At 73.3% G+C, this 14776-nt stretch carries 4 protein-coding genes; all 4 read right to left on the reverse strand.

Annotated features, from left to right (window positions below):
• Positions 1-21: 21 nt before the first annotated feature.
• Positions 22-99: a 50S ribosomal protein bL37 gene (locus ACVV2G_RS24085; protein ID WP_370443954.1), complete on the reverse strand. Its 78-nt coding sequence runs from the start codon at positions 97-99 to the stop codon at positions 22-24.
• A gap of 152 nt (positions 100-251) precedes the next feature.
• Positions 252-1952, reverse strand: a complete 1701-nt coding sequence (locus ACVV2G_RS24090) for an ABC transporter ATP-binding protein (protein ID WP_453844832.1) — start codon at positions 1950-1952, stop codon at positions 252-254.
• Positions 1939-12930 (reverse strand): non-ribosomal peptide synthetase, encoded by a 10992-nt coding sequence (locus ACVV2G_RS24095; protein ID WP_453844833.1) that lies wholly within the window; start codon positions 12928-12930, stop codon positions 1939-1941. The genes ACVV2G_RS24090 and ACVV2G_RS24095 overlap by 14 nt, the downstream gene beginning before the upstream one ends.
• A 56-nt stretch (positions 12931-12986) precedes the next feature.
• Complete coding sequence (locus tag ACVV2G_RS24100; protein ID WP_453844834.1) at positions 12987-14774, reverse strand: ABC transporter ATP-binding protein; 1788 nt, start codon at positions 14772-14774, stop codon at positions 12987-12989.
• Between the last annotated feature and the right edge of the window lie 2 nt (positions 14775-14776).

Consider the following 14776-nt stretch of genomic DNA (forward strand, 5'->3'; position numbering starts at 1 on the left):
CACCCGGTGCGTCGGGCCGTCTCAGCTCTGCGGACGGCTTCCGTGGTTGGCGCCGTTCTTGCGGCGGGCCTTCTTCTTACGACGTCGCTTCGAGGACATCAAAACCTCCTTGGTTCCGGTTCTTTCACACGCTGTACACCGGATTGTCGCCACCGGTGATCACAGGGGCCCCTTTCCCGCCGGCGCCACCGCAAACACCCGGAACGGACGGAATCAGGTGGCACGCCTCACGAGACCGGGGAACGCGCGCGTCACCGTGCCACCGCCCGGCAGTAGTCCTCGTCGGTGGCGAGGAGGTGGCGATGCGTGTCGTCGGCGGTGACGACGCCGTCGTCCAGGACGAGGACCCGGTCGGCCACGTCCAGGAGGGCGGGGCTGCTGGTGATCACGACGGTGGTGCGGCCCCGGCGCAGCGTCGCGATGTTGCGCGCGATCAGCTGTTCGGTGACCGCGTCCACGGCCGTGGTCGGGTCGCGCAGGACCAGGACGTCGGTGTCGGCCGCGAGGGCCCGGGCCAGGGACAGGCGTTGGCGCTGACCTCCGGAGAGGTTCGCGCCGCGGTCGCGGACGGCGTAGTCCAGCCCTTCCGGGTGCAGGGCGACGACGTCGGTCAGCATGGACGCCTCGACGGCCTCCGGGACCGTCCGGCTGGTGTGGGAGGGGTCGATGTTGGTGCGGAGGGTCCCCGCGAAGATCTCCCCGTCGTACGGGTTCACCAGCATGTGTGCGCGGACCGCCTCGACGGACAGGTCCGCCAGGTCCCGGCCGCCGACCCGCACCGCTCCCTGGTAGGCACCGGGCGGGACGTGCAGGGCGAGGACCGAGGCGAGGTCGGCCGCCGCCCGCGGCTGGTAGGCGGCGATCGCGACGAACTCGCCGGCGGCCACCTGGAACTTCACCTCGCGCAGGGCTCCGTGGCGCACGCAGTCGACCTCCAGGCCCTCACCGGCCGCCGGGCTCTGCGCCCCGGGGGCCGTCACCGCGGGGGCCGCCAGGACCAGCGCCATCCGCTCGGCGGAGGCGCGCGCGATCATCACGTACTTGGGCATCTCGGAGAACAGTTTGAGCGGTTCCATGATGAACTGCGCGAGCCCCACGGCCATGACGAGTTCGCCGATGGTGATCCGCCCCCGGAACGCCAGCACGCCGGCCGTCAGGGTCACGGCCGCGGCGAGCACCGCGTTGAGGGCCAGCGCGGTGCCCGCGTACGTTCCGTTCACCCTGGCGACGGTGATCGCCTGGTGCTTCGCCTCCGTGCTGACCTCGCGGTAGGAGCGGAACGCGGCGTGGTTGCCGCCGAACCCGTGCAGCGGCCGCAGGCCGATGATCAGGTCGGCGACCTTCGCGCCGGCCCGCGCCACCCGGGCCTGCTGTTCACGGGTGCTGGAACCGATCCGCCTGGACATCACGCTCAGGACGGACAGGATCGCGACGGTGCCCACGATCACGAGCGCCCCGAGCCGGATGTCGGCCAGGCCCAGTGCGACCGCCGCGATCAGCACCGCGACCAGCGAACTGATCAGCAGCGGCACCACCTCGATGATGTCGGCGGTCTGGTCGGCGTCCTCGGTGGCGATGGTCAGCACCTCACCGGACTTGAGGTCGACGTTCCCGGCCACCGGCTGGAGTCCGCATCCCGCGACCCGTACCCGCCAGCGGTGCGCCTCGGTGGTGTTGGCCTTCTGCAGGATGCGCATCCCGAACCGCCACGACAGCGACACGGTCGTGATGATCACGGCCAGCGCGGCGATCGACAGGCCGAGCGAACCGAGGCTGCGGTCCCGCATGGTGTGCTCGACGATCAGGCCGAGCGCGATGGGGAAGGCGGTCTCGGCGGCCTGGTACAGGCCCATGAGGAGGGTGCCCGAGGCCATGGCGCCGATGTTGCGGCGCAGTGCGGTCCGCAGGATGCCGGACCCCGGGCGGGTCCGCTGCGTGTCAGGAGTGGTCATCGAGGTGGCGGGCAATCGCTTCCGGGGTGCGCAGGGCGAACAGGTCTCGGATGGTGATCACTGGACCGTACTCGCGGCGGAGCAGTCCGGCCAGCCTCACCGCCAGCATGGAGTGCCCCCCGAGGGACACGAAGTCGCTCACCGCGCTCACCTCGTCGTCGTCCAGGTCGAGTGCCTCGGCAAAGAACTCGCACACCGTGGTCTCCGTCCCGGTCGCCGGGCCGCGCTCCCCCGCCGTGGTCAGCGAGCCCAGCGGCTTGGCCTCCGGCAATGCCTTGGTGTCGGCCTTTCCGTTCACGGTCAGCGGGATGCCGTCGACCTGGGCGTAGTGCGTCGGGCGCAGGAAGTCCGGCAGTCCGGCGCCCACCTCGGCGGCCACCTCCGCCAGGTCCGCGCCGTCCAGGACGAGGTAGGCGGCCAGCCGGTGGGCGCCGTCGACCTGCGGGTCGGGCTGCGCGACCGCGGCGGCGAGCCGCACCGCCGGGTGTGCCGCGAACACGGCCTCCACCTCGCCGAGTTCGACCCGGTGACCCCGGATCTTGACCTGCTGATCGGTGCGGCCCAGGTACAGGAGGTTGCCGTCGGGCCGCCGGGCCACCAGGTCCCCGGTGCGGTACATGCGTGCGCCGGGTTCGCCGAACGGGCACGCGACGAAGCGGTGCGCGGTCTGGCCGGGCTGACCGAGGTAGCCCCGCGCGATGCCGACGCCCGACACGTACAGCTCTCCGGGGACGCCGTCCGGCAGTGGGCGCAGCCAAGGATCCAGCACGTACACGTCGGTGTTGTCGATCGCCACCCCCACCACCGGGTCCTCGCACTCGAAGGTGCCGACGCCGAGGGTGTTGATGGTGTACTCGGTAGGTCCGTACAGGTTGTAGCCGACCGTTCCCCCGGTCCCGGCGAGCCGCCGCCACAGCGTCGGGGTGACGGCCTCGCCGCCCAGCAGCACCAGCGCGGGCCGCCGTGCGGGATCGTCGAGCAGTCCCTCGCCCAGGAGCTGCTGGGCGTAGGTCGGGGTCACGTTGACGACGTCGATGCCGTGCGCGAGGCAGTACTCGACCAGCCGGGGCGCGTCGCGGCGGAGTTCCTCGTCGCAGATGTGCACCTCGTGGCCGTCGGCGAGCCAGAGCAGTTCCTCCCACGACATGTCGAACGCGAACGACACGGTGTGCGCGATCCGGAAGACCCGGTGGCCGTGCCGGGCCAGCACCGGTTCGAAGATGCGGCGCTGATGGCTGATCAGCATGTTGGTGAGCCCGGCGTACTCGGTCACCACGCCCTTGGGCTTCCCGGTCGATCCCGAGGTGTAGATCGTGTACGCGGGGTGCCGGAGCCGGTGGGGGTCGTCGGGTGCGTACGTCACGAGCGGCTCGGCCGCGGGCAGCGGACGGTCGAGCTCGATCAGGTCGCCGCTGAGCCGGGGTGCCACCTCGCTGACGGTGAGGATCACCGCCGGGCGGGCGTCCGCGACGATCGCGGCGATCCGTTCGTCCGGGTGGTCCAGTTCCAGCGGTACGTACGCGGCACCGGTGCGCAGCACGGCGAACAGCGCCACGATCGAGTCGAGGGAGCGCGGGATCGCCAGGCCCACGGCCGTCTCCGGGCCGATGCCGCGCCGGGCGAGCACGCCCGCCACCGTACGGCTGCGGTCCCGCAGCTGGGCGAAGGTCATGGTCCGGCCGTGGGCGACGAGCGCCACCCGCTCCGGATCGCTGTCCGCGGCCCGGTCGAAACGGTCGACGACGGTGTCCGTGCCGACATCGGTGCGTTCGGCGGGTTCGGGCGACGGGCCGAGGCCTCGCAGCGCGCCGACCGGTCCGGTCGAGCCGGCCAGGTCGTCGAGTACGCGCAGGTAGTCGTCGAGGAGGCGTCGGGCCTGTCCGGTGTCCTCGTCGCGGTACTCCAGTTTCACGGTGAACCGGTCGCCGGGCGTGACGACCCAGGTGAACGGATAGTGGGTGGAGTCGTCGGCCCGCACCGAGGTGATGCCGTGCCTGGCGTTCATCTCGGCGAAGGCGTCCAGGTCGAGGAAGTTCTGGAGGACGAAGAGGTTGTCGAACAGGGTGCCGTGCCCGGCGGCCCGCTGGATCTCGCCGAGTCCCAGGTGCTCGTGCTCCATCGCCTCGACGCGGGCCGCCTGTACGGCCGTCAGGTACTCCCGGACGGTGTCCCCGGGCCGGGCCCGCGTCCACTGGGGCACGGTGTTGAGCAGGACGCCGACGACGCCGGAGAGCCCTGCGCCCTCCCGGCCGGAGACGGTCACGCCGAACACGGCGTCGCCGCGGCCGGTGCGGGCGCCCAGGAGGAGGCCGAACGCGCCGGTCAGCAGCGAGTTCAGCGTGACCCCGTGCGACCTGGCCGCCTCCCGCAGCCGTGCGGAGTGTTCGGCGGAGAGCGTGTGCACCAGCGCGCGCGGCAGGTCCTCCGAGAGGGACGGCGCCGGCCCGGCGAGCAGGGTCGGGCCGGAGAGGCCGGACAGGTGCTCCGCCCAGAAGCGTTCCGACACCGCGGTGTCCCTCGCCCGGAGCGCCCGGGCGTGGTCCTCGAAGCTCGGGGCGGCCGGGTCGGGGGCCGGGGGCTCGCCCGCGAGGACGGCCTCGTAGGCGTCGAACAGGTCCCGCAGCACGATCTCGCGCGACCAGCCGTCCCACAGCAGCAGGTGGTAGCTCAGCAGCAGGGCGTCGCGGTCGTCGGGCAGACGCACCACGGTCAGCCGGATCAGCGGCGGCTCGCCCGGATCGAAGCCGGTGTCCCGGTCCCGTGCCCGCAGTGCGTCGACCTCCGCCTCCGTCGCCGGTGCGACCGTGCGCACGTCGATCCGTCGGCGGGCCGCGAGGATCTGGACGGGGTTCCCGTCGGAGTCGGTGGTGAAGCCGGCGCCCACGACCGGGTGCCGGGCGATCACGTACGCCATCGCCTCGGACAGCGCGCCGGTGTCCAGGCGCCGGTCGAAGGTGAAGTAGCTCTGCGCGACGTAGTGTCCGGCCGGGCCCGTCATCTGCGCCTGGAAGAACAGGCCCCGCTGGAGGGGGCTGACCGGTGCCGTGCGCTCGGCCGTGGCGGCGGCGTCCGCGATGCACCGCAGTGCGTCGTGCCAGTACCCGGTGATCTCGTCGGGGATGCCGTCGGCGAGGGTGAAGGCCGCGTGCAGGCTGCCCGTGCGGTCGTCGGTCCAGGCGTTGACCTCGACGGCGTACGGGGTTGCCGGGTCGCCACCGGTCAGGCGCGGTGCCCGGGACTCGCTGCCCCGTCCGAGGTAGTTGAACAGCACCTGCGGGCGGGCCGTCAGGAGCGGGGCCGTCTGCGGGTTGAGGTACCTGAGGCGGCCGTACTCGGTGTGCGCGTGTTCGTCCGGCTGGCGGTCGGCGATCTCGCGCGCCGCCGCCACGGGGTCGGTGTGCGCGGTGAGCCGGACGGGCGCGATGGCGGTGAACCAGCCGACCGTGCGGGTGTAGTCGTGGTGGTCGAGGGCCGGGACCCTGCCGTGCCGTTCCAGCTCGACCGCGAGGTCGGCCGGCGACGGCTGGACGCGGGTCAGGGCGGTGCGCAGGGCGCCGCACAGCAGCTCGGTGAGGCCGACGCCGAGCGCGGCGGGTGCGGTACGCGTCAGGAGGTCGCTCACCTCGGGTGCGAGCACGACCGTGGTCTCGCGCGGGTTCTCGACGGCGGGGAGCAGGGCGGGTGCCTGGAGGGTGGTGATCCAGTGGGCCAGGGCGTCGGTCGGGTGGGTGGAACGGTGCAGGAGCGCCTCGGCGTACTCGGCGTAGGACGTGGTGGGCGGTGCCAGGGGCGCCCCGCGCAGGGCGGTGGCCAGGTCGTCCAGCAGGATCAGCCAGGAGACGGCGTCGACGGCGAGGTGGTGAGCGGTGACGACCAGGGTCCGGGTGGTGTCCAGCCAGGCGAACGCGATGACGTGCCCGGTCTCGGCGTCGAGCCGGCCGGCGGCCTCGTCGGCCACCGCCGTCGCGTCGGTGGTGTCCGTCCGGGTGACGGTGACCTCGCGGGCGGGTTCGGTGTACAGCGACCACACCCCGTGGTCCACGCGCAGCCGCAGGCGGAGAGCCGGGTGTGCGGCCACGACGGCGCGGGCGGCGCGCTCGGCGTCGGTGAACCCGGTGCCTTCGGGCGCCTCCACCGTCCTGGCCTGTGCGAAGCGGGCGAGCGAGCCGCCCAGTTCCCGTTGGCGCAGGATGATCGGGGTCGGCGGCAGCGGGCCGTCCTCGTGGCGGGCGGGCGGGGCGTCCGCGGCCCGCCCGGTGCCCGTCGACAGGTGCTCGGCGAGGGCGCGCGGTGTCCTGAGCAGGAACACGTCCCGTGGTGTGATCGGCAGGCCGAGTGCCCTGGCCCGGTTGATCACCGTGATGGCGACGATGCTGTCGCCTCCGGCACGGAAGAAGTCGGTGTCGGCGTCCACGACGGCGCCGGGCAGCGTGTCGGTGTAGATGTCGACCAGACCGGCGAGCGCGGAGCCCTCCGGGCGCCGGGCGGAGGGGGAAGGTGCCGCGAGGGGAGGTGCGTCGGAACCGGTGGCGGGATGGCGGGTGTCGCTCCCGGGGCCTGTCGTTCCCGTCGGCTGCGCGACCGCGTCCCCGGGCTCCGCGGTGGCGCGCTCGGCCAGGGCTCTGCGGTCCAGCTTGCCGTTGACCGTCAGCGGCAGGGAGTCGAGGGGCAGCGTCCGGCCCGGGATCATGTGGGCGGGGAGTTTCTCGGACAGGAGGGCGGGGAGATCGGCGGGGGCCTCGCCCACGAGGTGCGCGACCAGGTGGTCGCCGCTGTCCGCCACCGTCACGGCCACGTCGACCACACCGTCGAGTTCCCTGATCGCGGCCTCCACTTCGCCGGGCTCGATACGGAAGCCCTTGAGCTGCATCTGGTCGTCGGCGCGGCCCGTGAACTCCAGCTCGCCGTCGAGGGTGCGGCGCGCGAGGTCGCCCGTGTGGTACATGCGGGAGCCGTCGCCCGTGAACGGGTCCGCCACGAACCGGCCCGCGGTGAGAGCGGGCCGGCCGAGATAGCCGAGGGACACCTGGTCGCCGGCGACGTAGATGGCGCCCTCCCGGCCGGGCGGCACCGGCCGGAGCCGGTCGTCGAGCAGGTGGACGACCAGGCCGGGGAGCGGACCGCCGATCGGGCTGACGTCGGTGCCGGGCGCGAAGTCCTCGGCCGTGAGCACCCGGTGGGTGACGTGCACGGTGGTCTCGGTGATGCCGTACATGTTGACCAGCTCGGGTGCGTCGGTGCCGTGCCGCCGGACCCAGTCGCGCAGCCGGCCGGGGTCCAGCGCCTCGCCGCCGAAGATGATCCGGCGCAGTGCGGGGAGCGGTTCGCCGCACTGCCGGTCGGCCTCGACGAACCGGTAGAACGCCGACGGCGTCTGGTTGAGCACGGTCACGCCGCGCTCGCGGACCAGCCGGTGGAAGTCGACCGGCGACCGGGTCAGCCCGTACTCCGGGACCAGCAGCTCACCACCGTGCGCCAGCGCGCCCCACAGCTCCCACACCGCGAAGTCGAAGGAGAAGGAGTGGAACTGGACCCACACGTCGTCCGGGCCGAAGCCCATGGCGGGGCGGGTGTGGGCGAGCAGCGTCACCACGCTGGAGTGCGGGACGACGACGCCCTTGGGCCTGCCGGTCGAGCCGGAGGTGTAGATCACGTACGCGGGGTCGTGGAAGCCGGGCCGGAACTCGGGTGCACCGGTGACCGGAGGCGGCTCCTCGCCCTGTACCAGCACGCGGGCCGCCGGCACGTCCGCCCGGGCCAGCAGCCGGGTGAAGCGGTCGCGGTGTTCCGGAGCCACGAGGACGACCTGCGGGGCCGCGTCGGCGAGGATGTACCGCAGCCGTTCGTCGGGGTACGCCGGGTCCAGCGGTACGTAGGCGCCCCCCGCACTGACGATCGCGACGAGGGCGACGACCTGCTCGACGGAGGGCGGGACGGCGACGGCGACCCGCCTGCCCGGCCCGACCCCCGCCCCCCGCAGGGCCGTGGCCAGCCCGGTCTTGCGCCGGGCCAGCTCGCCGTAGGTCAGGGACCGGGTGCCGCCGTCGAGGCCGCACTGGGTGACGGCGGTGGCGGCCGGGTCGCGGCGGGCGGCGGCGTCGAAGAGTCCGCCCAGGGTTGCCGGGGCGACCGGCTCGGGACGCCGGGGCCCCCGGGGCGCCAGGTCGCCGACCGGGGCGTCCGGCCGGGTGAGCAGGCCGGTGAGGATACGGGTGAAGGTGCGCAGGATGTCCTCGGCGCCCGGTTCCCGCAGCAGCGCGCCGTCGTATATCAGCTGGAAGCGCGGCCGTCCGGCGGGTGTGCGTTCCACGACCAGCGTCAACGGGTAGTGCGGGGCGCCCTCGTTGGCGACGCGGGTGACGACGAGCGTGTCGCCGGGGCGCCGGAGACCGTCGACGTCGGTCGCGACGTCGAACACCACCAGGGTGTCGAACAGCGAACCGGTACCGGCCTGGCGGGTGATCCTGGCCAGTGAGACGTGCTGGTGCGCCAGGACCGCGTTCTGGTGCTCCCTGACCGAGGCGAGCAGCTCGCGTGCCGTGGTCTCATCGGTCCATCGGGCGCGCAGCGGGATCGTGTTGATGAACAGGCCGACCATGTCCTCGATGCCTGGCACGTCCGCGTCGCGCCCGGACACCGTGGAACCGAACACCACGTCCCTGCCGTGCAGGATGCCGCCCAGGGTCACCGCCCAGGCGCTGTGCACGGCCACGCTCAGCGGCACGCCGGCCGACCGGACGGCCGCGTCGGTGTCGTCCGACGGCTCCACGGCGGTGTCGGCGAAGCGGTCGGACGGCGTGTGTCCCTCGGCCACCAGCGAGGGGCCCGGGAGACCGGCGAGCTGGGCGCGCCACACCCGGTCGCTCGCGTCCTCGTCGCGTCCGGCGAGGAGGCGCACGTACTCGGGGAAGCCGCCGAGCGGATGCACGGTCCCCGGCGCGTGGTACTCGGCGAGCAGCGTGTGGAGCATCGGCGTCACCGACCAGCCGTCGGCGATGATGTGGTGCACGGTCTGCACCAGCACGTTCCTGCCGGGCCCGCCGCGGACGAGCGTGTACCGCATCAGCGGGCCGACGGCCAGGTCGAACCCGGTGCGGCGGTCCCGCTCGGCGTACGCACGGATCTCGTCGTCGGTGATGCCGGGGCGGTCCAGGACGGTGAAGGGCGCCTCGACGCCGCCCTCCAGCACGGAGACCACCCGGCCGTCGGCGAGGGCCACGAACCGTGCCGCCAGGTTCGGGTGGAGCGTGAGCAGCCGGGTGGCGGCCGTCGCGAGCCGGCCGGCGTCCACCTCGCCGTCCAGGGTCAGTACCTGCTGTTCGACGTAGCTGCCCGCCGAGTCGTCGTCGTAGACCGAGTGGAAGTACAGGCCCTCCTGCAGCGGGGTCAACGGCAGGATGTCCCGCAGGTGCGGCCCGTCCAGGGCGTCGACGTCGGCCTGGGTGAGGGGCAGCGGGCGGAAGTCGCCGGGCGAGTGGCCGCCCCGGTCCAGCGCGGCCAGTCCGGTGAGGGCCTGCTCGTAGTAGGCGCAGAGTGTCGCGACGTCCTCGTCGGTGAACACGCCGTCGGGCCAGGAGACGGTGGTGACCAGCTCGTAGGCGCCGCTCGGGGCGGGCTCGGCGATCGCGTTGAACTCCAGGGCGCGCGGCAGGCGCATCCCGGGGTCGCGCTTCTCGCCCAGCTGGCCCGTGGGCCCGGCGAGTTTCCAGTCCCCGGGGGCGCCCGCGTCGAAGCGGCCCAGGTAGTTGAACAGCACCTGCGGGGCGGGCGCCGGGAACTCGGCGTGGCTCAGGTAGCGCAGGGCGCCGTAGGAGACGCCGTTGTACGGTACCCGGGAGAGGTCCTCCTTGACCGCCTTGAGCGCGGCGGCCAGGTAGGCGGGTGCGGTGAGGTCGGGGGCCGGGCCGGGGTCCACGGTCACCGGGAAGAGGGTGGTGAACCATCCCACGGTCCGCGACAGGTCCGGTTCGAAGCCGGCCGACCGCGCCACGAACCGCCCCTCGCGGCCGTGGCCTTCGAGTTCGACGTGCGCGAACGTCTGGTCCTGGCCGAGGTCGCGGCGCCGGCGGGCGAGGGCGACGGCCAGTGCGGTGAGCAGCACGTCGCCCACGCCGGCGTGGAACTTCGCGGGTGTCTCGCCGAGCAGGGCGGCCGTGACCTCGGGACCGACCGACACGGTCCGCGTCCGCTCCCGTGCCACGGTGTCGGCGTCGGTCAGGGCCCGTCTGCCCAGGGGCTGATCCTCGCCCGGCAGGGGGCGCCGGTAGAAAGCGCTGTCCGCGTCGAAGGCCGCGCGCTCCAGCAACTGGGTCCAGCAGCGGAAGGAGGTGCCCACGGCGGGCAGCTCGATCGGCGCGCCCGAGGCCCGCTGCCGCCACGCCGTGGCCAGGTCCTCCATCAGGATCCGCCAGGACACGCCGTCGACCACCAGGTGGTGGACGGTCACGACCAGTTGGCGTGCGGCTCGGCGCCAGACGGCCCGCAGCATCACGCCGTTCTCCGGGTCCAGTCCGGCGGTGGCGAGTGCGACGCACTCGTCGAGGGGCCGGTCGCTCTCCTGCCACCGTGCCGCGGCCCGGTTCGCCTCCGGGATGTGGAAGCTCCAGCGGTCGCCGCGCACCAGCTCCGCGCGCAGCATCACGTGGTGGCCCACCACGGCGGTGAGGATCTCGTCGAGCGTGTCGGGGGTCAGTTCCGCGGGGGTGTTCAGCACCACCGACTGGACGAAGCCGTCGATGGCGTCCGTGGTCCGGCCGAGCCACTGCACGATGGGCGATCCGACGACGGGGCCGGTCGCGACGTCCCGGTGGTCCACGGGAGCGGTGTCCTCGCGGCCCGCCACCGCCGCCAGTGCGCCCACGGTGGTGTGGGTGAGGATCTGCCGTGCCGTGACGTGAAGGCCAGCGTCGCGCAGGGCGCTCAGCAGCGAGATCGCGAGGATGCTGTCTCCGCCGAGCTGGAAGAAGTCCTGGTCGACTCCGACGTCCTCCAGCCGCAGGAGGGTCGCGACGGCCGTGCACACCGCGCGCTCGTTGTCGGTGGTGGGCGGCACGATCGAGGCCGCCGCGGTCCGGGGTTCGGGCAGTGCGTCGCGGTCCAGCTTGCCGTTCGCGGTGAGCGGGAACTCCTCCATCACGACGATGTGGGCGGGCACCATGTACTCCACCATGTGGGCGGCGGCCCAGGCCTTGACGTCGGCCGCCCGCAGGGCGTCGTTCCCGGCGGCCGGGATCACGTATCCCACCAGGTAGGTGCCGCCGGCGGCGTTCTTCCTCGCGACGACGCAGGTGTGCCTCACCCCGGGGTGCTCGGCGAGGCCCACCTCGACGTCCTCGATCTCCAGCCGCATGCCACGGATCTTGATCTGGTTGTCGGCCCGGCCGAGGAAGTCCAGGGACCCGTCGGGGGCGAAGCGTGCCAGGTCACCGGTCCGGTACAGCCGGGACCCGTCGTCCGCGAAGGGGTTCGCCACGAACCGGGACGCCGTCAGGGCAGGTGCGTTCACGTAGCCGCGCCCCAGGAGGAACCCTCCGACGTAGAGTTCGCCGCCGACGCCGACCGGGACGGGCCGCAGTGCGTCGTCCAGGACGTACAGCTGGGTGTTGGGGTTGGCCCTGCCGATCGACGTGGACAGGCGTTCCGCCGCACCCCGGTAGATCACGTGCGAGACGCCGATCGTCGTCTCCGCGGGGCCGTAGCCGTGGTACATGGGGATGTCGAGCCGGGTGCGGAACCGCTCGTACAGCTCCGGTGTCAGCACCTCGCCGCCGCACCAGACGTGCCGCAGGCTGTCGAGGCGGCCGGAGTCGCCCGCCATCTCCAGCAGCACGTCCAGCATGGACGACACCAGGTAGGTGAAGGTGACGCGCTGCTCGGCGATCACGCTCAGCAGGTGGTGCGGGTCGCGTTCGCCGCCGGGGCGCAGGACCACCAGCCGGGCGCCGGACACCAGGGGCAGGAAGATCTCGTTGACGGAGATGTCGAAGGACAGCGGCGCCTTGAACAGCGACGCGTCGTCGTGGCCGAACCCCAGGATCTCGTGGACCTGCCACAGCAGCCGCTCGCTGATCGCCTCGTGCCGGATCATCGCGCCCTTGGGACGGCCGGTGGAACCGGACGTGAAGATCACGTAGGCCAGGGAGTCGCCGGGGACGGCGACTGCGGGCCCCTGGGCCGGCCGGGAACCGAACCGCCAGTCGCGGAGGTTCACGGCCACGGCGTCCGGCTCCCCGGCGTCGTGCTCGCCCGAGGCGTTGAGCTGGACCACGACGCGGGCGTCCTCGACGACGACGGCCCGGCGTGCGGCGGGCCAGTGCGGATCGAGCGGCACGAAGGCGCAGCCGGCCTGGAGCACGCCGAGCAGCCCGATCACCATGTCGGCGGAGCGTTCCAGTGAGATGCCGACGACCTGTTCGGGAGCGAGTCCGCGTTCGACGAGGTGGTGCGCCAGCTGGCCGGACAGCTCGGCGGTCTCGCGGTAGGTCAGGGTCCGGTGCTCGTCGACCACGGCGACGGCGTCCGGCCTGGCCCGCGCCTGCTCCCGGAACATCTCGACCAGGGTCGGGCGGACCCGGTCGGCCCCGGTGTCGTTCCACTCGGCCAGTTCCCGCAGCCGCGCCGCCGCGCTGAACGGGCCGATGGTCCCGAGGGGCCGGTCCGGGAAGTCGGCCAGGTCGTCCAGTGCGAGGAGCGCGTCGTCCGGGGCGACGCCTTCCGGGAGCGGGATGCCGGGCCCGTCCGGTCCGGCCTGCCCGTCGGCGTGTCCCGTACCGCCGTGGTCGACCCAGCCGAGGACGTCGGTGAACAGGGTGGTGGGGGTGAGGTCGAGGCCGTCGGGGCTTCGGCCCGTCGCCCAGTACGCGAGCCCGATGGCGCACGCCTGTGCGATGGTCCGGTCGGGGAAGTCGCCGGTGCGCCGGCGTATGCCGGTCAGGTGTCCGGGAGAAAGCCGTACGAGATGAGCGCTCGGTTCCAGCATCGAAGACTCAACGCCCCTTCAAAGGAATGACGGCAGGCCAACTGAACTCGGGCTTGCTAACTACCTTCTCGCCAGGCTCGCCACAGCCGCGCGTACCGGCCGCCCAGCGCCACCAGCTCCTCGTGCGTCCCCTGTTCCACGACGCGTCCCGCATCGAGCACGGCGATCCGGTCCGCCGCCATCGCCTGGGTCAGCCGGTGCGCCACGAACAGCGTGGTCCGGCCCGCGCAGGCGGCCAGCACGGCCCGTTCCAGCTCGGCGGCGCCCTCGCTGCCCGCCTCCGCGGTCGACTCGTCCAGGACCACCACCGGGGACCGGCTCAGCACCAGCCGGGCCAGGGCGATCTGGGCGACCTTGGTGACGTCGAGGCGCTCACCGCCCTCGCCGACCCTGGTGTCCAGTCCCTCGGGCAACGCACCGACCCACCCGTCCGCGCCGACCGTGCGCACCGCTTCCATGAGTGCGGCGTCGGTCGCCTCGGGCGCGGCCAGCCGCAGGTCGTCGGCGAGCGGACCGGAGAACACGTGCGTCTCCTGGGTCAGGATGCTCACCAGGGCCCGCGCCCCGGCCTCGTCCAGGCCCGCGAGATCGGTCGTGCCGATGCGCACCGACCCGGCCTGCGGAGTGCCGACGCCCGCGATCAGTGCGGCCAGCGTCGACTTGCCCGCACCCGTGGCCCCGACCAGGGCGAGCGAGCCGCCCGCCGGGATCGTCAGGTCGACGTCCCTGAGGACCGGCTCCTCGCTGCCGGGATAGCAGAACGTCAGCCCCTCCACCGTCACCGGGCAGGGCGCGTCCGCGGCCGGCGCGACGGAGGCGTCGCCCACCAGCCGGTCCTCCGCGTCCTCTCCCAGCACCCCGACCAGCCGGGTCAGGCTCGCGCCCGACTTCTGCGCCTCGTCGAAGGTGAACATGATGGCGCCCAGCGGCGTGAACAGCCGGTGGAAGAGCAGCGGGGCGGCCGACACCTCACCCAGGCTCGCGGCGCCGGCCTCCAGCAGGGCGTACCCCACCACGAGGATCAGGGTCAGTCCGATGAACTCGGCGCGGTTCTCCCTGCCGACGAAGCGGCCGAAGAACCGGAACACCTCGATGCCGAGGTCGCGCACCCGCCAGGACTCGGTGGTGACCTTCTCGCGGAAGGCGTCCTCCAGCCGGTAGGCCCGCACCGTGTCGATACCGTTGAGTCCGCTGATCAGAGCCTGTGCCCGGTCGGCCTGCGCCACCCGCTGCCGCCGGTAGAGCGGCGCCGAGCGGGGCAGGTACCAGCGCAGGGCCAGCGCGTACGCGGGCAGCGCGCCGGCGCCCGCCAGACCGAGGCGCCAGTCCAGCCCGAACATGCCGGCGGTGGCGATGACCACCAGGACCCCCGCCGAGAACACGGTGGGGACCGCCGTCCTGACTCCCTTGGATATCACGGCGACGTCGTCACCGACCCTGGACAGCACGTCTCCCCGGCCGACCTGCTCGACCCGGGCGCTGGGCATCCCCAGCACCGCCCGGACGGCGCCTTCCCGCAGGCGGGCGAGCAGGTCGGCGCCCAGCCGCCCGATCAGGTAGGTCGACACCGCGGTGGCCGCCGCGCCCAGCAGCGCCGCGGCCGCCATCAGGGCCCCGATCGTGACCAGGACCGACTGAGACTCGCCCCCGGCCACCGCGTCGACCACCCGGCCGAGCAGCAGCACCGGGAGCACCTGGAGCGCCGCGCCGGCCACCGTCGTGAGCACGGTGGTGGCGGTCAGCCAGGGCACCTCGCGGCAGTGCGCCGCCACCCACCGCGAGGCCTCGCGTCCGGTCGCCGTACGCAGGGTCGCCGGGGCGACGCGCGTGTCGGTGCCGCTCACAC

This window comes from Streptomyces sp. JK94, assembly GCF_053613315.1.

What these genes read in the sequence shown, in the direction of transcription:
- ACVV2G_RS24085 (WP_370443954.1), bottom strand. Translation starts at nt 99, where the DNA reads ATGTCCTCGAAGCGACGTCGTAAGAAGAAGGCCCGCCGCAAGAACGGC.
- ACVV2G_RS24095 (WP_453844833.1), bottom strand. Translation starts at nt 12,930, where the DNA reads ATGCTGGAACCGAGCGCTCATCTCGTACGGCTTTCTCCCGGACACCTG.
- ACVV2G_RS24090 (WP_453844832.1), bottom strand. Translation starts at nt 1,952, where the DNA reads ATGACCACTCCTGACACGCAGCGGACCCGCCCGGGGTCCGGCATCCTG.